Source organism: Kitasatospora sp. NBC_00039, from assembly GCF_045160625.1.
Taxonomy (GTDB): domain Bacteria; phylum Actinomycetota; class Actinomycetes; order Streptomycetales; family Streptomycetaceae; genus Kitasatospora.
Genome location: NZ_CP108289.1, coordinates 5,323,295 through 5,340,389 on the forward strand (window position 1 = coordinate 5,323,295; position 17,095 = coordinate 5,340,389).

Here is a 17,095-nt window from a genome sequence, read left to right on the forward strand (position 1 = left end):
GGCGCGCTTTCACCGGGCGGTACTGTCCACAGGGGCCGAACCCCGCCCGGCACCGCTCAGCAGACGTCCGCAGCCCTATGGAAGTGAAGCGACATGACCGATCTGGCAACCGACCGGCCCAGCGGATCGGAGCTTTCCCCCGACGGGAGCGGCACGACCCGCTCCGACGGCGCGGCGGCCGGCTCGCCCGGCGACCGGTGGATCGATCGCCGCTGGGTGCTGGTGGCCGGTGAGGTCCTGGTCAGCGTGGTGGTGGCCCTGGGCTTCACCCTTCTCTGCCGGCACATCAGCGTGAACCCGATGAACCGGATCGGACAGGTCAGCGGCCTGGCCAAGATCCAGCAGTACGCGGCGATGGTCGGCCTGCCGATTCTGGGGGTGCTGGTCTACACCGCCTATCGGGGCGGACTGCGCCGGCACGCGCTGGTCCAGCGGCTGGTCTGCGCGGCCCTGGCGGGCCTGGCGACCGGCGTCGTCGCCGGCGGCGTGGTCGTCGCCCTGCGCGGCACCCCCTGGCCTCTCGGCGGCCAGGAGGGCGACCCGAGCGTGCTCGTCGACATGGCGACGTCGATGATGCACGACAAGGGCATCTCCGGCGTCTACCCGCCGCTCTTCCCGGCCGCGGTGGCGCTCTGGTCGGAGATCCGTTACGGCGGGGTCGGCGGCGCCGGCTTCGCCCTGCACGACCTGCAGATCGTCTGCAGCGCCCTGGTCGGACCGATGAGCTACCTGGCCTGGCGGCTCATGCTGCGGCCGTTCTGGGCGCTGGCCATCGCCGTTCCGTCCGCGCTGGTGTTCCTGGACCCGATCCGCCCGTACAGCCACGTGACGATGATCGTCCTGCTGCCGCTGCTGGCGGCCTGCCTGCGCGAGCTGCGCCGGGCGGGGGAGCAGTCGACCCGGTCGCTGCTGCTGCGCGGCGCGGGCTTCGGCATCGTCTTCGGTGTGCTCTTCCTCTGGTACTCGGGCTGGTACCTGTGGTCGGCGCCGGGCGTGTTCCTGCTGACCCTCTTCGTCTTCCCGTGGCGGCGCGGCCGGCAGACCGTCCGCCGGGGCCTGGTGTTCCTGGCCACGACCGTGGTGACCGCCGGGGCCATCGGCTCCCCGCTGCTGTACCAGATCGTGAAGCTCGGCGCCGACACCCCGGACCGGTACGCCTACATCGTCAACTACGTCGACCCGGCGTACGTGCTCGGCTGGATGTCGGACCGCAACGGCCAGCTGACCTACCACAACTGGCCGCAGTCGGGCGAGCTGGCCGGCCAGACCGGCTTCGCGATCATGCTGATCGCGGCGGTCGGCATCGGGGTGGGCCTGGGCCTGCGCAGCATGGTGGTCCGGGTGGCGGCGGCGGTGCTGGCCGGTGCCTGGCTGCTGCGGTTCTGGTTCGCCTCGCACATGGCGCACTCGCAGATGATCCAGCTGTACCCGCGGACCACCTGGATCATCATGTACTGCCTGCTGATCCTCGCCGTGGTGGGCCTGATGACCGGCCTGGAGCGCGGCGCCGGCTGGCTGGAGCGGACTCTGCGCTCCAGCGGCCGCACCGCCGAGGGGCCGGCCATCCCGGTCCGGGTCACCCGGCAGCTGGCCGCCGGCCTGATCTGCGCGATGGCGCTGTTCGCGACGATGGGCGCCTCCTGGTCGGTGGACCGCTACATGCCGCAGGCGGAGTCCACCAACAGCATGGGCCTGGACGCCTGGCGGGCTCACACCATCAAGAAGAAGGACGGCACCTGCCCGAAGTTCTCCCCGGTGGCGAAGTGCGCGGACATCATCACGAAGGACTGGAAGCCGGAGACGGACAAGGGCTTCATCTGGTGCGCCAACGTGAGCACCGAGGACTGGCCGGCGGTCTGCGGCCGGGAGGCCCCCTGGCTGAAGGAACAGAAGAAGTAGTCCGCACGTGCGGGACCGGGGCCGGTGAGGGAGACCTCACCGGCCCCGATTGGCTTTGTTGCTGCTCCATGTGGCAGTATGTCCAAGTTGCTCGGTTGAGTGCCGATGCTGCGCGCCTCCCGCCGGGAGGACTGGAAGCGAGTCCCAAGTACTCGTCGTTCCCGTGATGGCCGTTCATGTGTTCACGTGAAATGTGTGAACGCAGTGGTGTGAAGTCGACACCGCGGCAGCTGCGGGGCGGACGTACGGGAATCTTCCGGGAAGCGTGGGCGGGGCCTCGATCCGGCGCCTGGTGGGTGCAAGACCTCACCGATCCCGTGGGAAATCCGCAGAGGGAAACCTCGTGTCGGATTTTTTGCAAGCGACAGGGCGACACGCCCGAGCGCGGGGGTCGGAGGTAACCACCCAGGGGCACCACCGGACACAGTCCACCTGGATGAATCCGGCCGTAGAAGCAGCAGACGACACAAAGGACTACTGAGTAGCCATGGCGGGACAGAAGATCCGCATCCGGCTCAAGGCCTACGACCACGAGGTGATTGACTCCTCGGCGAAGAAGATCGTCGAGACCGTCATTCGCACTGGTGCGCAGGTCGCGGGCCCGGTGCCGCTGCCCACTGAGAAGAACGTGTACTGCGTCATCCGCTCGCCGCACAAGTACAAGGACTCGCGCGAGCACTTCGAGATGCGCACTCACAAGCGTCTGATCGACATCCTCGACCCCACGCCGAAGACGGTTGACTCGCTGATGCGTCTCGACCTGCCGGCTGGTGTCGACATCGAGATCAAGCTCTGAGAGGCACACCGAAGATGGCTAAGCAGATTAAGGGCATCCTGGGCGAGAAGCTCGGCATGACCCAGGTCTGGGACGAGAACAACCGGATCGTTCCGGTGACCGTCGTCAAGGCTGGGCCCAATGTCGTGACCCAGGTCCACACCGCCGACAGCCCGGCCGGCTACGACGCCGTCCAGATCGGCTTCGGCGAGATCGACCCCCGCAAGGTGAACAAGCCCCTCGCGGGTCACTTCGCCAAGGCCGGTGTCACCCCGCGTCGCCACCTGGTCGAGCTCCGTACCGCGGACGCGTCCGAGTACACCCTCGGCCAGGAGATCACCGCGGAGCTGTTCGAGGCGGGTGTCAAGGTCGACGTGACCGGCACCTCCAAGGGCAAGGGCTTCGCCGGTGTCATGAAGCGCCACAACTTCCGGGGCCTCGGCGCCGGTCACGGTGTGCAGCGCAAGCACCGCTCGCCCGGCTCGATCGGTGGCTGCGCCACCCCGGGTCGTGTGTTCAAGGGCGTACGGATGGCCGGCCGGATGGGCCACGAGCGTGTGACCACCCAGAACCTGACCATCCATGCCGTTGACGCGGAGAAGGGGCTGCTCCTGATCAAGGGCGCAATCCCGGGCCCGAACGGCGGCCTCGTCCTCGTCCGCACCGCGGCGAAGGGGCTGTGAGGATATGAGCACCATTGACATCCTGTCGCCCTCGGGCGACAAGACCGGCAGCCTCGAGCTGCCGGCCGAGATCTTCGACGCGAAGGTCAGCGTTCCGCTGATGCACCAGGTCGTCGTGGCGCAGCTCGCTGCGGCCCGTCAGGGCACCCACAAGACCAAGACTCGTGGCGAGGTCCGCGGCGGCGGCAAGAAGCCGTACCGCCAGAAGGGCACCGGCCGCGCCCGTCAGGGCTCGACCCGTGCGCCGCAGTTCGCCGGCGGTGGCGTCGTGCACGGTCCCGTGCCGCGCGACTACTCGCAGCGGACCCCGAAGAAGATGATCGCCGCCGCCCTGCGCGGTGCGCTCACCGACCGGGCCCGCCACAACCGCATCCACGTCATCACCGACGTGACCGCGACCGAGGCGCCGTCGACCAAGGCCGCCAAGAGCCTGTTCGGCAAGATCACCGAGCGCAAGAACGTCCTCCTGGTCGTCGAGCGTGCGGACGAGCTGGGCCTCAAGTCCGCTCGTAACCTGCCGAACGTGCACATCCTGGACGCCGGTCAGCTGAACACCTACGACGTGCTCGTCTCCGACGATGTGGTCTTCACCCAGGCCGCCTTCGAGCGTTTCGTGGCCGGTCCGGCCGCGTCCGCCAAGGCCGTTGCCGCTGAGGGCGAGCTCGAAGGGAGCGCCGCCTGATGAGCGACGTTACGAGCAAGACGTTCACGGACCCCCGTGACGTCCTGGTGAAGCCGGTCATCTCCGAGAAGAGCTACAGCCTTCTCGACGAGAACAAGTACACGTTCATCGTGTCGCCGGGCGCCAACAAGACCCAGATCAAGCAGGCCGTCGAGGCGGTCTTCTCGGTCAAGGTCGAGGCTGTCAACACGATCAACCGTCAGGGCAAGCGCAAGCGCTCCAAGACGGGCTTTGGCAAGCGCAAGGACACCAAGCGCGCCATCGTGACGCTGGCCGAGGGCAACCGCATCGACATCTTCGGTGGTCCGGTCTCCTAACGGAGATCGTGATCGTCGATAAGGACGAGGACGAGAGAGCCAAATGGGCATCCGCAAGTACAAGCCGACTACGCCGGGCCGTCGTGGCTCCAGCGTGGCCGACTTCGTAGAGATCACGCGGTCCACGCCGGAGAAGTCGCTGGTTCGCCCCCTGCACAGCAAGGGCGGCCGTAACAACGCCGGTCGGATCACCGTTCGCCACCAGGGTGGCGGACACAAGCGCGCCTACCGCGTGATCGACTTCCGTCGTCACGACAAGGACGGCGTGCCGGCCAAGGTCGCGCACATCGAGTACGACCCGAACCGCACCGCGCGCATCGCGCTCCTGCACTACGCGGACGGCGAGAAGCGCTACATCATCGCGCCGCGCGGCATCGCGCAGGGTGACCGGATCGAGAACGGCGCTGGCGCCGACATCAAGCCGGGTAACAACCTGCCGCTTCGCAACATCCCGGTCGGTACGACCATCCACGCGGTGGAGCTGCGTCCCGGTGGCGGTGCCAAGATGGCCCGCTCCGCCGGTGCCGGCATTCAGCTGCTGGCGCGTGAGGGCAAGATGGCGCACCTGCGCATGCCCTCCGGTGAGATCCGCCTGGTCGACGCGCGCTGCCGCGCGACCGTCGGCGAGGTCGGCAACGCCGAGCAGTCGAACATCAACTGGGGCAAGGCCGGCCGTATGCGCTGGAAGGGCGTCCGCCCGACCGTGCGTGGTGTGGCCATGAACCCGATCGACCACCCGCACGGTGGTGGTGAGGGTAAGACCTCCGGTGGTCGCCACCCGGTCTCGCCGTGGGGCCAGAAGGAGGGTCGCACTCGTAGCCCGAAGAAGGCTTCGAACGCCCTCATCGTGCGCCGCCGCAAGACCAACAAGAAGCGCTAGGAGCAGGTCAGATGCCGCGCAGTCTCAAGAAGGGCCCCTTCATTGACGGCCACCTTCTCAAGAAGGTGGACGCGCAGAACGAGGCGGGTACCCAGAACGTCATCAAGACCTGGTCCCGTCGCTCCGTGATCTTCCCGGCCATGCTCGGCCACACGATCGCGGTGCACGATGGCCGTAAGCACGTCCCGGTGTTCGTCACCGAGTCGATGGTCGGCCACAAGCTCGGCGAGTTCGCGCCGACGCGTACCTTCCGCGGTCACGTCAAGGACGACCGCAAGTCGAAGCGTCGCTAGTCGCCGGCGAGATTACCGACTCAATGACTGACACCAGCAAGGGGACAACCATGGAAGCCAGGGCCCAGGCGCGGTACATCCGCGTCACGCCCATGAAGGCCCGCCGCGTGGTGGACCTCATCCGTGGCCTGAACGCCACGGAGGCCCAGGCGGTCCTGCGTTTCGCTCCGCAGGCCGCGACCGTGCCGGTCGGCAAGGTGCTCGACAGCGCCATTGCCAACGCCGCGCACAACTACAACCACTCCAACGTGGACGACCTCGTCATCAGCGAGGCGTACGTTGACGAGGGCCCGACCCTGAAGCGGTTCCGTCCGCGTGCCCAGGGCCGTGCCTACCGGATCCGCAAGCGGACCAGCCACATCACCGTGGTCGTCAGCAGCAAGGAAGGGACCCGGTAATGGGCCAGAAGGTTAACCCGCACGGGTTCCGCCTCGGCATCAGCACGGACTTCAAGTCCCGCTGGTACGCCGACAAGCTGTACAAGGACTACGTCAAGGAAGACGTCGCCATTCGTCGCATGATGACGAAGGGCATGGAGCGCGCCGGCATCTCCAAGGTCGAGATCGAGCGCACCCGCGACCGCGTCCGCGTTGACATCCACACCGCTCGCCCCGGCATCGTCATCGGCCGCCGTGGCACCGAGGCCGACCGCATCCGCGGCGACCTCGAGAAGCTGACCGGCAAGCAGGTCCAGCTGAACATCCTCGAGGTCAAGAACCCCGAGCTGGACGCCCAGCTCGTGGCTCAGGGCGTCGCGGAGCAGCTGTCCTCCCGCGTCTCCTTCCGCCGTGCCATGCGCAAGTCGATGCAGGGCACCATGAAGTCCGGCGCCAAGGGCATCAAGGTCCAGTGCTCCGGTCGTCTCGGCGGCGCCGAGATGAGCCGTTCGGAGTTCTACCGCGAGGGCCGTGTGCCGCTGCACACCCTGCGCGCGAACGTCGACTACGGCTTCTTCGAGGCCAAGACGACCTTCGGCCGCATCGGCGTGAAGGTCTGGATCTACAAGGGCGACGTCAAGAACATCGCCGAGGTCCGCGCTGAGAACGCCGCTGCCCGCTCGGGCAACCGTCCGGCCCGTCCCGAGGGTGGTCGTCCCGCCCGCGGTGGCGAGCGCCGTGGTGGCGAGCGTGGTGGCCGTGGCCGTCGTCCCGCCGCCGAGGCCGCAGCGTCTCAGGGGGCCCCGGCGACGGTCGACACGCCGGCTGCCGAGAACACCGGAACGGAGGCCTGACCCAATGCTGATCCCCCGTCGGGTCAAGCACCGCAAGCAGCACCACCCGAAGCGCCGTGGCGCCTCCAAGGGTGGCACCGAGCTCGCCTTCGGCGAGTACGGCATCCAGGCCGTCACCCCGGCCTACGTGACGAACCGGCAGATCGAGTCCGCTCGTATCGCCGTCACCCGTCACATCAAGCGTGGCGGCAAGGTCTGGATCAACATCTACCCGGACCGTCCGCTCACCAAGAAGCCGGCCGAGACCCGCATGGGTTCCGGTAAGGGTTCGCCCGAGTGGTGGATCGCGAACGTGCACCCGGGTCGGGTCATGTTCGAGCTGTCGTACCCCAACGAGAAGGTGGCTCGTGAGGCGCTGACCCGCGCAGCTCACAAGCTCCCGATGAAGTGCCGGATCATCCGGCGCGAGGCAGGTGAGAGCTGATGTCGGCCGGCACCAAGGCTGCTGACCTCCGCGAGCTGGACAACGAGGGTCTCGTTGCCAAGCTCCGTGAGGCCAAGGAGGAGCTGTTCAACCTCCGCTTCCAGGCGGCGACCGGGCAGCTCGACAACCACGGACGGCTCAAGCTCGTCCGTAAGGACATCGCGCGGATCTACACCCTGATGCGCGAGCGCGAGCTGGGCATCGAGACGGTGGAGAACGCCTGATGACTGAGAACACCAACGAGACGCGCGGTTTCCGCAAGACCCGTGAGGGCCTCGTCGTCAGCGACAAGATGGACAAGACCGTCGTCGTCGCCGTCGAGGACCGCGTCAAGCACGCGCTGTACGGCAAGGTCATCCGCCGTACGAACAAGCTGAAGGCGCACGACGAGGCGAACGCCTGCGGCATCGGCGACCGGGTCCTCCTCGCGGAGACCCGCCCGCTGTCCGCGACGAAGCGCTGGCGCGTCGTCGAGATCCTCGAGAAGGCCAAGTAACGAAGTTGATGCGGTACGGCCGTATGTGCACCAGGCCCCTTGCGGGCGCTGGTGTGAGCAGCGGCCGGCCCGTCAGCTCTCGTTGACGATCAGGAGAAAGCTGTGATCCAGCAGGAGTCGCGACTGCGTGTCGCCGACAACACGGGCGCGAAGGAAATCCTTTGCATCCGCGTTCTCGGTGGCTCCGGTCGCCGCTACGCCGGTATCGGGGACGTCATCGTCGCCACCGTCAAGGACGCGATCCCCGGCGGTTCGGTGAAGAAGGGTGACGTCGTCAAGTGCGTCGTCGTCCGTACCGTGAAGTCGCGCCGTCGTCCCGACGGTTCGTACATCCGGTTCGACGAGAACGCCGCTGTCGTTCTCAAGAACACCGACGGTGACCCCCGCGGTACCCGCATCTTCGGCCCGGTGGGCCGCGAGCTGCGCGACAAGAAGTTCATGAAGATCATCTCGCTTGCGCCGGAGGTGCTCTAACCCATGGCGAACAGCATGAAGATCAAGAAGGGTGACCTGGTCCAGGTCATCACCGGCAAGGACCGCGGCAAGCAGGGCAAGGTCATCCAGGCCATGCCCGCCGAGAACAAGGTCCTGGTCGAGGGTGTGAACCGGGTCAAGAAGCACACCAAGCCGGGCCCGGGCACTCAGGGTGGCATTGTCACCGTCGAGGCCCCGGTGCACGTCTCCAACGTCCAGCTGGTCGTGGAGAAGGACGGCAAGAAGGTCGTCACCCGCGTGGGCTACCGCTTCGATGACGAGGGCAACAAGATCCGCGTTGCCAAGCGAACCGGTGAGGACATCTGATGTCTGAGACGTCTGTTGAGAAGGTGACCCCCCGTCTCAAGGAGCGTTACAACTCCGAGATCAAGGGTCAGCTGCAGGAGCAGTTCTCGTACGAGAACGTCATGCTGACGCCCGGCCTGGTCAAGGTCGTCGTCAACATGGGTGTCGGCGAGGCCGCCCGTGACAGCAAGCTGATCGAGGGCGCGATCCGCGACCTGACCGCGATCACCGGTCAGAAGCCGGCCGTGACCAAGGCTCGCAAGTCCATCGCGCAGTTCAAGCTGCGCGAGGGCCAGCCGATCGGCACCCACGTCACCCTCCGTGGTGACCGCATGTGGGAGTTCCTGGACCGTCTGGTGACGCTGGCCCTGCCGCGTATCCGTGACTTCCGTGGTCTCTCCCCCAAGCAGTTCGACGGCCGTGGCAACTACACGTTCGGTCTGACCGAGCAGGTTATGTTCCACGAGATCGACCAGGACAAGGTCGACCGTCAGCGCGGTATGGACATCACCGTCGTGACCACCGCTCAGACCGACGACGAGGGCCGGGCGCTCCTGCGTGCTCTGGGCTTCCCGTTCAAGGAGGCGTGAGCCAATGGCGAAGAAGTCCCTCATCGCGAAGGCCGAGCGGAAGCCGAAGTTCGGCGTCCGGGCCTACACCCGGTGCCAGCGCTGCGGCCGTCCGCACTCGGTGTACCGCAAGTTCGGCCTCTGCCGTGTGTGCCTCCGTGAGATGGCCCACCGCGGCGAGCTGCCGGGCGTGACCAAGAGCTCCTGGTAGTCAGGACCTCGCGGTAACGCCATAGCGAAGCAGGTGTGCCCGATCCCACAGCGCCCCTTTTTGGGGCTACGTACGGAATCCCGTAAGGTAGTGAGGTCGGGCCCCCTGTCGCGGGAGCTCCATAGCTGCCGTCGACCCTCTTCGGAGGGCTCGCACCCAGTCTTACGACGCCGCAGGTCCCCTGCGTCTGTGCCCCTGCCGCACTCCTCGGAGTGCGGCAGGGGGACCTGGCGCGGAGAAACCACGGCGAGAGAGGCCTGAGGCCATCATGACCATGACCGACCCCATCGCAGACATGCTCACGCGTCTGCGTAACGCGAACTCGGCGTACCACGACACCGTGGCGATGCCGGCCAGCAAGATCAAGGCGCACGTCGCCCAGATCCTGCAGCAGGAGGGGTACATCTCCTCCTACAAGGTTGAGGAGCCCGTTGAGGGCGAGGTCGGCAAGAAGCTGACCATCGAGCTCAAGTTCGGCCCCAACCGTGAGCGCTCGATCGCTGGCATCAAGCGGATCAGCAAGCCGGGCCTGCGGGTCTACGCAAAGTCCACCAACCTGCCGAAGGTGCTCGGCGGCCTGGGCGTGGCGATCATCTCCACGTCCTCCGGTCTCCTCACCGACAAGCAGGCTGCCAAGAAGGGCGTAGGCGGAGAAGTTCTCGCCTACGTCTGGTAATTCGGGAAACGGAGGTACAGCAATGTCGCGCATTGGACGGCTGCCCATCCCGGTTCCCGCCGGCGTGGACGTCACCATCGATGGCCAGGCGGTCTCGGTGAAGGGCCCGAAGGGCTCCCTCACCCACCACGTCGCCGCGCCGATCGAGATCGGCAAGGGCGAGGACGGCACGCTGCTCGTCACCCGCCCCAACGACGAGCGTCTGTCGAAGGCCCTGCACGGCCTTTCCCGCACGCTGGTGGCGAACATGATCACCGGCGTGACCGCGGGCTACCGCAAGTCGCTGGAGATCAGCGGCGTCGGCTACCGAGTTCTGGCGAAGGGCTCCAACATGGAGTTCCAGCTGGGCTACAGCCACCCGATCCTGGTCGAGGCCCCTGAGGGCATCACCTTCGTCGTCGAGTCGGCCACCAAGTTCCACGTGGACGGTATCGACAAGCAGAAGGTCGGCGAGGTCGCCGCAAAGATCCGCAAGCTGCGCAAGCCCGACCCGTACAAGGCCAAGGGCGTCAAGTACGCGGGCGAGGTCATCCGCCGCAAGGTCGGAAAGAGTGGTAAGTAAGCGATGAGCGTCTCTGTCAAGATCGGCAAGGGCAACGCCTACAAGAGCGCCGCTCGCAAGCGCCGCGCGATCCGCGTTCGCAAGCGCGTCGTCGGCACCGAGGTGCGTCCGCGCCTCGTCGTGACGCGCTCGAACCGTCACATGGTCGCCCAGGTCATCGACGACGCCAAGGGTCACACCCTGGCGTCGGCGTCCACTCTCGACGTGTCCATCAAGGGCGTCGAGGGCGACAAGACCGAGCTGGCCAAGAAGGTCGGGAGCCTGGTCGCCGAGCGCGCCAAGGCCGCCGGCATCGAGTCGGTCGTCTTCGACCGCGCGGGCAACCGGTACGCAGGCCGCATCGCCGCTCTGGCCGATGCTGCCCGTGAGGCCGGGCTCGACTTCTAAGCCGCTCGTCGGCTCAGTCGACGGACGTAATCGAGAGAGGTAATTCCAATGGCTGGACCCCAGCGCCGCGGTAGCGGCGCCGGCGGCGGCACCGGCGGTGGCGAGCGGCGCGACCGTAAGCGTGACGACCGGGGTAACGCCCCCGCCGTCGAGAAGACCGCTTACGTCGAGCGTGTCGTTGCGATCAACCGTGTCGCCAAGGTTGTCAAGGGTGGTCGTCGTTTCAGCTTCACCGCGCTGGTCGTGGTGGGCGACGGTGACGGCACCGTGGGTGTCGGTTACGGGAAGGCGAAGGAGGTTCCGGCCGCCATCGCCAAGGGTGTTGAGGAGGCCAAGAAGAACTTCTTCAAGGTCCCCCGTATCCAGGGCACCATCCCGCACCCGATCCAGGGCGAGAAGGCTGCCGGCGTCGTGCTCCTGAAGCCGGCTGCCCCCGGTACCGGTGTTATCGCCGGTGGCCCGGTGCGTGCCGTGCTGGAGTGCGCCGGTATCCACGACATCCTGTCGAAGTCGCTCGGCTCCGACAACGCGATCAACATCGTGCACGCCACCGTGGCCGCTCTGAAGGGCCTCGTGCGCCCCGAGGAGATCGCCGCCCGTCGTGGCCTGCCGCTGGAGGACGTGGCTCCCGCCGCTCTGCTGCGGGCTCGTGCTGCAGGGGTGAGCGCCTGATGGCTCGCCTGAAGATCACGCAGACCAAGTCCTACATCGGCAGCAAGCAGAACCACCGCGAGACGCTGCGCTCGCTGGGTCTGAAGCGCATGCACGATGTGGTCGTCAAGGAGGACCGTCCCGAGATCCGCGGGATGGCCCAGACCGTGCGTCACCTCGTCACGGTCGAGGAGGTGGACTGAGATGGCTGACTCGCCGATCAAGGTGCACAACCTGCGTCCCGCCCCGGGTGCCAAGACCGCCAAGACCCGTGTCGGTCGTGGTGAAGGCTCCAAGGGTAAGACCGCCGGTCGTGGTACCAAGGGCACCAAGGCCCGCTACCAGGTTCCGCAGCGCTTCGAGGGTGGCCAGATGCCGCTCCACATGCGCCTGCCGAAGCTGAAGGGCTTCAAGAACCCGTTCAAGATCACGTTCCAGGTTGTCAACCTCGACAAGCTGGCCGAGCTCTACCCGCAGGGTGGCGAGGTCACCGTCGAGGGCCTGGTCGCCAAGGGCGCGGTTCGCAAGAACTCCCTCGTCAAGGTGCTCGGCACCGGCGAGATCTCGGTTGCCCTGCAGGTGACGGTGGACGCCGTCTCCGGCTCCGCCGCCGAGAAGATCACCGCCGCCGGCGGTACCGTCACCGAGCTCGTCTGAGCCCGCTGACTTCCCACGAGCCCCGCACCTCCTCCGGGAGGTGCGGGGCTCGTGCTTTTCCCGCCGCCGGCGGCCCGCTCCCCGGTAGGTGCGGGCCTCGTTCTTTTGTGTGGCAAACCCGGGCATCCCGTACCCCGTGAGTGGGGGAGGGGCCGTACGCGCTTCTTTCGAGTGGCCGCGCACTGTTAGAGTCCGTGGAGTTCCCTTGTAGGCTGCGCGTAGGCTCGCCTGTGCCGTCTGTACGGGGGCCCGAACCGAAAACTCCCCATTCAGGACCGACCCTCCCGCCGACGACGCGCGGGAGGCGCAGGAGGCACCGTGCTCAGTGCGTTCGCGCGGGCGTTCCAGACGCCCGACCTGCGCAAGAAGCTGCTGTTCACGCTGGGCATCATGGTGCTGTTCCGGCTGGGCTCCCACATCCCGGTACCCGGGGTGGACTTCCAGGCCGTCAACACCTGTGTGAAGCAGGCCAACAACACCGGCCTCTTCGGGCTCGTCAACCTGTTCAGCGGTGGCGCGCTCCTGCAGCTGACGATCTTCGCGCTCGGCATCATGCCGTACATCACGGCCAGCATCATCCTCCAGCTCCTCACCGTCGTGATCCCGCGGCTCGAGGCGCTGAAGAAGGAAGGGCAGGCCGGTACCGCCAAGATCACCCAGTACACCCGGTACCTGACCATCGCGCTCGCCGTGCTCCAGGGCACCGGCATCGTGGCGACGGCCTCCAGCGGTGCGCTGTTCTCCAACTGCCCGGTGGGCAACCAGATCGTGCCCGACACCGGGGTGTTCCGGATCGCGGTCATGGTGCTGACCATGACCGCCGGCACCACCTTCATCATGTGGCTCGGCGAGCTGATCACCGACCGCGGCATCGGCAACGGCATGTCGCTGCTGATCTTCACCTCGATCGCGGCGCAGTTCCCCTCGTCGATGTGGGCGATCAAGAAGTCCGGCACCATCGGCGGCGGCTGGGTCGAGTTCCTCTCCGTGGTCGCGGTCGGCATCATCGTTGTGATGCTGGTCATCTTCGTGGAGCAGGCCCAGCGCCGGATCCCCGTCCAGTACGCGAAGCGGATGATCGGGCGGCGGGCCTTCGGCGGCACCTCGACCTACATCCCGCTCAAGGTGAACCAGGCCGGTGTCATCCCGGTCATCTTCGCCTCGTCCCTGCTGTACATCCCCGCGCTTGTGGTCCAGCTGACCAACAGCCAGGCGAGCTGGGCGGTCTGGATCAGGACGAACTTCGTCAAGGGTGACCACCCGATCTACATGGCGACCTACTTCCTGCTGATCGTCTTCTTCGCCTTCTTCTACGTCGCGATCTCCTTCAACCCCGAAGAAGTTGCCGACAATATGAAGAAGTATGGTGGGTTCATCCCGGGCATCCGGGCCGGCCGACCGACGGCCGAGTACCTGAACTACGTGCTCACCCGCATCACGTGGCCGGGTTCGCTCTACCTGGGCCTGATCGCGTTGATCCCGATGATCGCCCTGGTCGCCTTCGGACAGCAGACCAACTTCCCGTTCGGCGGCACCAGTGTTCTCATCGTCGTCGGCGTCGGACTCGAAACTGTGAAGCAGATCGAGAGCCAGCTCCAGCAGCGCAATTACGAAGGGTTCCTCCGCTGATGCGTATCGTCCTCGTCGGGCCTCCCGGGGCCGGGAAGGGTACTCAGGCGCACCTGCTCGCCAAGACCCTGTCCATCCCCCACATCTCCACCGGCGACCTGTTCCGCGCCAACATCGGTCAGGGCACCCCGCTGGGGCTCGAGGCCAAGAGCTACATGGACGCGGGTCGCCTGGTACCGGATGAGGTCACCATCGGGATGGCCAAGGACCGCATGCTCCAGCCCGACGCCGCCAAGGGCTTCCTGCTCGACGGCTTCCCCCGCAACCTCGGCCAGGCCAAGGCGCTGGACGAGTTCCTCGCGGAGCAGGGCATCGCGCTGGACGGCGTGCTGGACCTCGAGGTCCCCGAGGACGAGGTCGTCCGGCGCATCGCCGGCCGGCGGCTCTGCCGCAACGACGGCGGCCACGTGTTCCACGTGGACTACAACCCGCCGAAGACCGAGGGCGTCTGCGACGAGTGCGGCGGCGAGCTGTACCAGCGCTCGGACGACACCGAGGAGAAGGTGCGCACGCGCCTGGAGGTCTACCACACGGAGACCGAGCCGATCATCGACTACTACGCCCAGCAGGGCCTGGTGGCGACGATCCCGGCCCTCGGCAAGGTGGACGAGGTCACCCAGCGCGCGATCGGGGCGCTGAAGCAGGACAGCTGAGTTTCCGGACACGTACGTACGGCCGCGCTCCCCTTCCCCGGGGCAGCGCGGCCGTACGGCGTCGTACGGTGGAACGAGTGCACGGCCGCCCGGCAAGGACCGGGCGGGAACCCAAGGAAGGCGTGACCAGATGGTGGAGATCAAGACCCCCGAGCAGATCGCGAAGATGCGAGCGGCCGGGCTGGTCGTCGCCGAGGCGCTCAAGGCCTGCCGCGAGGCGGTCGCTCCGGGGGTGACCACCCAGGAGCTCAACGACGTCGCCGACAAGGTCATCACCGACCACGGCGCCACCTCGAACTTCCGCGCCCACCACGGCGGGCTCTGGTTCCCCGGGGTGATCTGCGCCTCGGTGAACAACGAGGTCGTCCACGGCATCCCCGGCGACCGGGTGCTGCAGGAGGGCGACGTCATCTCGATCGACTGCGGTGCCATCCTGGACGGCTGGCACGGCGATGCGGCGATCACCGTGGCGGTCGGCGAGGTCCGGCCCGAGGTGGAGATGCTGAGCAGGGTGACCGAGGGCTCGATGTGGGCCGGCATCGCCCAGATGAAGAAGGGCAACCGCCTGGTCGACGTCTCCAAGGCGATCGAGGGCTTCATCCGCCGCCAGCCGCTGCCCCCCAAGGGCAAGTGGGGCATCACCGAGGGCTACGGCGGCCACGGCATCGGCACCGCGATGCACATGGAGCCGCACGTGCTGAACTACGTCGAGCGCGGTCGCGGCAAGGGCCCCAAGCTGGTCCCCGGCACCGTGCTGGCGATCGAGCCCATGGTCTCGCTCGGCACCCCGCACACCACCGTGCTGGAGGACGAGTGGACCGTCGTGACCAACGACGGCACCTGGGCCTCGCACTGGGAGCACTCGGTGGCCGTGACGGAGCAGGGTCCGCTGGTGCTGACTGCCTTCGACGGAGGCCGGGCCGAGCTGGCGAAGCTGGGCATCACCGCAGCTCCGGACCCGTTGGCGTAGTGGCCGAGGCGGCCGACTGCCGCGTCTGACAGAGGATCAGAGCCCTGGAGGTTTGGACCTCCAGGGCTTTCGTCCTATTTTTATCGGCTGGCAGTGGCTTCAGCGGCTTCGAACGGCAGGAGAGAGCAGTGCTCAAGGGATTCCGCGACTTCATGATGCGCGGCAACGTGGTCGACATGGCGGTCGGTGTCGTCATCGGTGCCGCCTTCACCGGGGTGGTGACCGGCTTCGTGTCGGCGTTCCTCACCCCGCTGGTGGGCGTGGTGGTCGGCGCGGCCGGCGACTTCAGCTCCTACAAGGCCGTGGTGGCCGGTGTCACGTTCCCGTACGGCCAGTTCCTCAACGTGTTGATCGCGTTCTTCATGACCGCCGCGGTGCTGTACTTCTGCGTCGTGCTGCCGGTCACCAAGGCCACCGCCCGGTACATGCCGAAGAAGCCGAAGACCCCGAAGCGCCCCTGCCCCGAGTGCCTGACCGAGATCCCCGAGGCCGCCCGCCGCTGCTCCGCCTGCACCGCGCACGTCGAGCCGCTGATGGTCGTCGCGCAGCGCTGACGCCGTGCGTCGACGATCCGGCCCCGGTTTTGGCGCATCCCACGGGCTGGCGTAGGATGGACCGTCGGCTCACTCGTAGCGTGCTTCAGCACGCCCTCTTCCCTAGCGGGTCGGGGTGAACCCAGGTTCGCACGAGCGTGCCGCATACGGTAGCCGGTCCCGGAAGGTGGATCTCGCAGTTCATGGCTAAGAAGCAAGGCGCCATTGAGATCGAGGGCACCGTGATCGAGTCTCTTCCGAACGCGATGTTCAAGGTCGAGCTGCAGAACGGTCACAAGGTCCTCGCGCACATCAGCGGCAAGATGCGTATGCACTACATCCGCATCCTGCCGGACGACCGGGTCGTCGTGGAGCTCAGCCCCTACGACCTCACGCGCGGCCGGATCGTCTACCGCTACAAGTAACAACGTCAGATCTAGACCCGGAGAACCTGAGACATGAAGGTCAAGCCGAGCGTCAAGAAGATCTGCGACAAGTGCAAGGTGATCCGCCGTCACGGTCGGGTCATGGTGATCTGCGACAACCTGCGCCACAAGCAGCGCCAGGGCTGATTGCTCTCCCCCCAGCATTTCTCGTAGTACTTCGCGCGACGCGAAAACGTCATAAGCGGGCTACCCGATCCGCCCTTCGCAGGGCGGACTGCCGCCCCCGGTCAGAGGCCGGGGCTCCCTCACCGTGAGGTGTCGGAGTAGGTAGCACGCAAGACCTCTGAAGAACCACAGGAGCCTTGAATGGCACGCCTCGCCGGCGTTGATCTCCCCCGTGAGAAGCGGATCGAGATCGCCCTTACGTACGTGTACGGCATCGGCCGTACCCGCGCCCAGCAGACCCTGGCCGAGACCGGTGTCAACCCGGATGTCCGCGTTCGCGACATCTCCGAGGAAGACCTCGTCAAGCTGGGCCAGTACATCGACGCCAACTACACGGTCGAGGGTGACCTCCGCCGTGAGGTGGCCGCCGACATCCGCCGCAAGGTCGAGATCGGCTGCTACGAGGGTCTGCGTCACCGCCGTGGCCTGCCGGTCCGCGGTCAGCGCACCCACACCAACGCGCGTACCCGCAAGGGCCCGCGTCGCGCGATTGCCGGCAAGAAGAAGCCGGGCAAGAAGTAGTCCG

At 66.9% G+C, this 17,095-nt stretch carries 29 protein-coding genes; all 29 read left to right on the forward strand.

Annotated features, from left to right (window positions below; translation table 11 throughout):
* The first annotated feature begins 93 nt into the window (after nucleotides 1–93).
* A complete protein-coding gene (locus tag OG286_RS23675; protein WP_405360154.1) occupies nucleotides 94–1,899 on the forward strand; it encodes a hypothetical protein in 1,806 nt (601 codons plus the stop codon).
* 487 nt (nucleotides 1,900–2,386) lie between these two features.
* Nucleotides 2,387–2,695, forward strand: a complete 309-nt coding sequence (gene rpsJ / locus OG286_RS23680; RefSeq protein WP_012785157.1) for a 30S ribosomal protein S10 — start codon at nucleotides 2,387–2,389, stop codon at nucleotides 2,693–2,695.
* Between the two features lie 14 nt (nucleotides 2,696–2,709).
* On the forward strand, nucleotides 2,710–3,357 hold the full coding sequence (rplC, locus tag OG286_RS23685) for a 50S ribosomal protein L3 (RefSeq protein WP_380435912.1): 648 nt from the start codon (nucleotides 2,710–2,712) through the stop codon (nucleotides 3,355–3,357).
* A 4-nt stretch (nucleotides 3,358–3,361) separates the two neighbouring features.
* A complete protein-coding gene (gene rplD, locus OG286_RS23690; RefSeq protein ID WP_396321461.1) occupies nucleotides 3,362–4,039 on the forward strand; it encodes a 50S ribosomal protein L4 in 678 nt (225 codons plus the stop codon).
* Nucleotides 4,039–4,356, forward strand: coding sequence for a 50S ribosomal protein L23 (rplW, locus tag OG286_RS23695; protein WP_030280768.1), 318 nt, complete (start codon nucleotides 4,039–4,041; stop codon nucleotides 4,354–4,356). Before rplD ends, rplW begins: the two co-directional genes overlap by 1 nt.
* Before the next feature lie 43 nt (nucleotides 4,357–4,399).
* Nucleotides 4,400–5,236, forward strand: a complete 837-nt coding sequence (rplB, locus tag OG286_RS23700; RefSeq protein WP_063348968.1) for a 50S ribosomal protein L2 — start codon at nucleotides 4,400–4,402, stop codon at nucleotides 5,234–5,236.
* 11 nt (nucleotides 5,237–5,247) lie between these two features.
* Entirely contained in the window at nucleotides 5,248–5,529 is a 282-nt protein-coding gene (gene rpsS / locus OG286_RS23705) for a 30S ribosomal protein S19 (protein ID WP_030055821.1), read from the forward strand.
* A gap of 50 nt (nucleotides 5,530–5,579) precedes the next feature.
* Entirely contained in the window at nucleotides 5,580–5,927 is a 348-nt protein-coding gene (gene rplV, locus OG286_RS23710) for a 50S ribosomal protein L22 (protein WP_045304593.1), read from the forward strand.
* Complete coding sequence (gene rpsC, locus OG286_RS23715; protein ID WP_396321460.1) at nucleotides 5,927–6,760, forward strand: 30S ribosomal protein S3; 834 nt, start codon at nucleotides 5,927–5,929, stop codon at nucleotides 6,758–6,760. Before rplV ends, rpsC begins: the two co-directional genes overlap by 1 nt.
* A gap of 4 nt (nucleotides 6,761–6,764) precedes the next feature.
* On the forward strand, nucleotides 6,765–7,184 hold the full coding sequence (rplP, locus tag OG286_RS23720; RefSeq protein WP_030393299.1) for a 50S ribosomal protein L16: 420 nt from the start codon (nucleotides 6,765–6,767) through the stop codon (nucleotides 7,182–7,184).
* Nucleotides 7,184–7,408 carry a 50S ribosomal protein L29 gene (rpmC, locus tag OG286_RS23725; protein ID WP_063348970.1) on the forward strand — a complete coding sequence of 75 codons (225 nt, stop codon included), beginning with the start codon at nucleotides 7,184–7,186 and terminating at the stop codon, nucleotides 7,406–7,408. The genes rplP and rpmC overlap by 1 nt, the downstream gene beginning before the upstream one ends.
* Nucleotides 7,408–7,680, forward strand: coding sequence for a 30S ribosomal protein S17 (rpsQ, locus tag OG286_RS23730; protein WP_030055826.1), 273 nt, complete (start codon nucleotides 7,408–7,410; stop codon nucleotides 7,678–7,680). The genes rpmC and rpsQ overlap by 1 nt, the downstream gene beginning before the upstream one ends.
* Nucleotides 7,681–7,782: 102 nt before the next feature.
* Nucleotides 7,783–8,154: a 50S ribosomal protein L14 gene (gene rplN / locus OG286_RS23735; RefSeq protein ID WP_030393301.1), complete on the forward strand. Its 372-nt coding sequence runs from the start codon at nucleotides 7,783–7,785 to the stop codon at nucleotides 8,152–8,154.
* Between the two features lie 15 nt (nucleotides 8,155–8,169).
* The gene (gene rplX, locus OG286_RS23740; RefSeq protein WP_030055828.1) at nucleotides 8,170–8,481 is read left to right on the forward strand and encodes a 50S ribosomal protein L24; all 312 of its coding nucleotides are present in this window, start codon (nucleotides 8,170–8,172) and stop codon (nucleotides 8,479–8,481) included.
* Nucleotides 8,481–9,050, forward strand: a complete 570-nt coding sequence (gene rplE / locus OG286_RS23745; RefSeq protein WP_209414071.1) for a 50S ribosomal protein L5 — start codon at nucleotides 8,481–8,483, stop codon at nucleotides 9,048–9,050. The genes rplX and rplE overlap by 1 nt, the downstream gene beginning before the upstream one ends.
* Before the next feature lie 4 nt (nucleotides 9,051–9,054).
* A complete protein-coding gene (locus OG286_RS23750; RefSeq protein WP_030393303.1) occupies nucleotides 9,055–9,240 on the forward strand; it encodes a type Z 30S ribosomal protein S14 in 186 nt (61 codons plus the stop codon).
* A gap of 268 nt (nucleotides 9,241–9,508) precedes the next feature.
* Entirely contained in the window at nucleotides 9,509–9,916 is a 408-nt protein-coding gene (rpsH, locus tag OG286_RS23755) for a 30S ribosomal protein S8 (protein ID WP_030232489.1), read from the forward strand.
* A gap of 22 nt (nucleotides 9,917–9,938) precedes the next feature.
* On the forward strand, nucleotides 9,939–10,478 hold the full coding sequence (gene rplF, locus OG286_RS23760; protein ID WP_329488120.1) for a 50S ribosomal protein L6: 540 nt from the start codon (nucleotides 9,939–9,941) through the stop codon (nucleotides 10,476–10,478).
* A 3-nt stretch (nucleotides 10,479–10,481) separates the two neighbouring features.
* Nucleotides 10,482–10,865 carry a 50S ribosomal protein L18 gene (gene rplR / locus OG286_RS23765; protein ID WP_209414075.1) on the forward strand — a complete coding sequence of 128 codons (384 nt, stop codon included), beginning with the start codon at nucleotides 10,482–10,484 and terminating at the stop codon, nucleotides 10,863–10,865.
* A gap of 48 nt (nucleotides 10,866–10,913) precedes the next feature.
* On the forward strand, nucleotides 10,914–11,537 hold the full coding sequence (rpsE, locus tag OG286_RS23770; protein ID WP_030055834.1) for a 30S ribosomal protein S5: 624 nt from the start codon (nucleotides 10,914–10,916) through the stop codon (nucleotides 11,535–11,537).
* Nucleotides 11,537–11,719: a 50S ribosomal protein L30 gene (gene rpmD, locus OG286_RS23775; RefSeq protein WP_030300409.1), complete on the forward strand. Its 183-nt coding sequence runs from the start codon at nucleotides 11,537–11,539 to the stop codon at nucleotides 11,717–11,719. Before rpsE ends, rpmD begins: the two co-directional genes overlap by 1 nt.
* A gap of 1 nt (nucleotide 11,720) precedes the next feature.
* Nucleotides 11,721–12,173, forward strand: coding sequence for a 50S ribosomal protein L15 (gene rplO, locus OG286_RS23780; protein WP_396321459.1), 453 nt, complete (start codon nucleotides 11,721–11,723; stop codon nucleotides 12,171–12,173).
* Nucleotides 12,174–12,491: 318 nt separating this feature from the next.
* A complete protein-coding gene (gene secY, locus OG286_RS23785) occupies nucleotides 12,492–13,802 on the forward strand; it encodes a preprotein translocase subunit SecY (RefSeq protein ID WP_396321458.1) in 1,311 nt (436 codons plus the stop codon).
* The gene (locus tag OG286_RS23790; protein ID WP_396321457.1) at nucleotides 13,802–14,455 is read left to right on the forward strand and encodes an adenylate kinase; all 654 of its coding nucleotides are present in this window, start codon (nucleotides 13,802–13,804) and stop codon (nucleotides 14,453–14,455) included. Before secY ends, OG286_RS23790 begins: the two co-directional genes overlap by 1 nt.
* A 130-nt stretch (nucleotides 14,456–14,585) precedes the next feature.
* A complete protein-coding gene (gene map / locus OG286_RS23795; RefSeq protein ID WP_396321456.1) occupies nucleotides 14,586–15,425 on the forward strand; it encodes a type I methionyl aminopeptidase in 840 nt (279 codons plus the stop codon).
* A 128-nt stretch (nucleotides 15,426–15,553) separates the two neighbouring features.
* Nucleotides 15,554–15,979 carry a large conductance mechanosensitive channel protein MscL gene (mscL, locus tag OG286_RS23800; protein WP_396321455.1) on the forward strand — a complete coding sequence of 142 codons (426 nt, stop codon included), beginning with the start codon at nucleotides 15,554–15,556 and terminating at the stop codon, nucleotides 15,977–15,979.
* A 182-nt stretch (nucleotides 15,980–16,161) separates the two neighbouring features.
* Nucleotides 16,162–16,383: a translation initiation factor IF-1 gene (gene infA / locus OG286_RS23805; protein WP_003956442.1), complete on the forward strand. Its 222-nt coding sequence runs from the start codon at nucleotides 16,162–16,164 to the stop codon at nucleotides 16,381–16,383.
* Between the two features lie 33 nt (nucleotides 16,384–16,416).
* On the forward strand, nucleotides 16,417–16,530 hold the full coding sequence (gene rpmJ / locus OG286_RS23810; protein ID WP_003956441.1) for a 50S ribosomal protein L36: 114 nt from the start codon (nucleotides 16,417–16,419) through the stop codon (nucleotides 16,528–16,530).
* 180 nt (nucleotides 16,531–16,710) lie between these two features.
* Nucleotides 16,711–17,091 (forward strand): 30S ribosomal protein S13, encoded by a 381-nt coding sequence (gene rpsM, locus OG286_RS23815; protein ID WP_030232510.1) that lies wholly within the window; start codon nucleotides 16,711–16,713, stop codon nucleotides 17,089–17,091.
* The last annotated feature ends 4 nt before the right edge of the window (nucleotides 17,092–17,095 follow it).

Excerpts from the sequence above, each read along its gene's own strand:
- OG286_RS23675 (WP_405360154.1), top strand. The coding sequence starts at position 94 with ATGACCGATCTGGCAACCGACCGGCCCAGCGGATCGGAGCTTTCCCCC.
- rpsJ (WP_012785157.1), top strand. The coding sequence starts at position 2,387 with ATGGCGGGACAGAAGATCCGCATCCGGCTCAAGGCCTACGACCACGAG.
- rplC (WP_380435912.1), top strand. The coding sequence starts at position 2,710 with ATGGCTAAGCAGATTAAGGGCATCCTGGGCGAGAAGCTCGGCATGACC.
- rplD (WP_396321461.1), top strand. The coding sequence starts at position 3,362 with ATGAGCACCATTGACATCCTGTCGCCCTCGGGCGACAAGACCGGCAGC.
- rplW (WP_030280768.1), top strand. The coding sequence starts at position 4,039 with ATGAGCGACGTTACGAGCAAGACGTTCACGGACCCCCGTGACGTCCTG.
- rplB (WP_063348968.1), top strand. The coding sequence starts at position 4,400 with ATGGGCATCCGCAAGTACAAGCCGACTACGCCGGGCCGTCGTGGCTCC.
- rpsS (WP_030055821.1), top strand. The coding sequence starts at position 5,248 with ATGCCGCGCAGTCTCAAGAAGGGCCCCTTCATTGACGGCCACCTTCTC.
- rplV (WP_045304593.1), top strand. The coding sequence starts at position 5,580 with ATGGAAGCCAGGGCCCAGGCGCGGTACATCCGCGTCACGCCCATGAAG.
- rpsC (WP_396321460.1), top strand. The coding sequence starts at position 5,927 with ATGGGCCAGAAGGTTAACCCGCACGGGTTCCGCCTCGGCATCAGCACG.
- rplP (WP_030393299.1), top strand. The coding sequence starts at position 6,765 with ATGCTGATCCCCCGTCGGGTCAAGCACCGCAAGCAGCACCACCCGAAG.
- rpmC (WP_063348970.1), top strand. The coding sequence starts at position 7,184 with ATGTCGGCCGGCACCAAGGCTGCTGACCTCCGCGAGCTGGACAACGAG.
- rpsQ (WP_030055826.1), top strand. The coding sequence starts at position 7,408 with ATGACTGAGAACACCAACGAGACGCGCGGTTTCCGCAAGACCCGTGAG.
- rplX (WP_030055828.1), top strand. The coding sequence starts at position 8,170 with ATGAAGATCAAGAAGGGTGACCTGGTCCAGGTCATCACCGGCAAGGAC.
- rplE (WP_209414071.1), top strand. The coding sequence starts at position 8,481 with ATGTCTGAGACGTCTGTTGAGAAGGTGACCCCCCGTCTCAAGGAGCGT.
- OG286_RS23750 (WP_030393303.1), top strand. The coding sequence starts at position 9,055 with ATGGCGAAGAAGTCCCTCATCGCGAAGGCCGAGCGGAAGCCGAAGTTC.
- rpsH (WP_030232489.1), top strand. The coding sequence starts at position 9,509 with ATGACCATGACCGACCCCATCGCAGACATGCTCACGCGTCTGCGTAAC.
- rplF (WP_329488120.1), top strand. The coding sequence starts at position 9,939 with ATGTCGCGCATTGGACGGCTGCCCATCCCGGTTCCCGCCGGCGTGGAC.
- rplR (WP_209414075.1), top strand. The coding sequence starts at position 10,482 with ATGAGCGTCTCTGTCAAGATCGGCAAGGGCAACGCCTACAAGAGCGCC.
- rpsE (WP_030055834.1), top strand. The coding sequence starts at position 10,914 with ATGGCTGGACCCCAGCGCCGCGGTAGCGGCGCCGGCGGCGGCACCGGC.
- rpmD (WP_030300409.1), top strand. The coding sequence starts at position 11,537 with ATGGCTCGCCTGAAGATCACGCAGACCAAGTCCTACATCGGCAGCAAG.
- rplO (WP_396321459.1), top strand. The coding sequence starts at position 11,721 with ATGGCTGACTCGCCGATCAAGGTGCACAACCTGCGTCCCGCCCCGGGT.
- OG286_RS23790 (WP_396321457.1), top strand. The coding sequence starts at position 13,802 with ATGCGTATCGTCCTCGTCGGGCCTCCCGGGGCCGGGAAGGGTACTCAG.
- map (WP_396321456.1), top strand. The coding sequence starts at position 14,586 with ATGGTGGAGATCAAGACCCCCGAGCAGATCGCGAAGATGCGAGCGGCC.
- infA (WP_003956442.1), top strand. The coding sequence starts at position 16,162 with ATGGCTAAGAAGCAAGGCGCCATTGAGATCGAGGGCACCGTGATCGAG.
- rpmJ (WP_003956441.1), top strand. The coding sequence starts at position 16,417 with ATGAAGGTCAAGCCGAGCGTCAAGAAGATCTGCGACAAGTGCAAGGTG.
- rpsM (WP_030232510.1), top strand. The coding sequence starts at position 16,711 with ATGGCACGCCTCGCCGGCGTTGATCTCCCCCGTGAGAAGCGGATCGAG.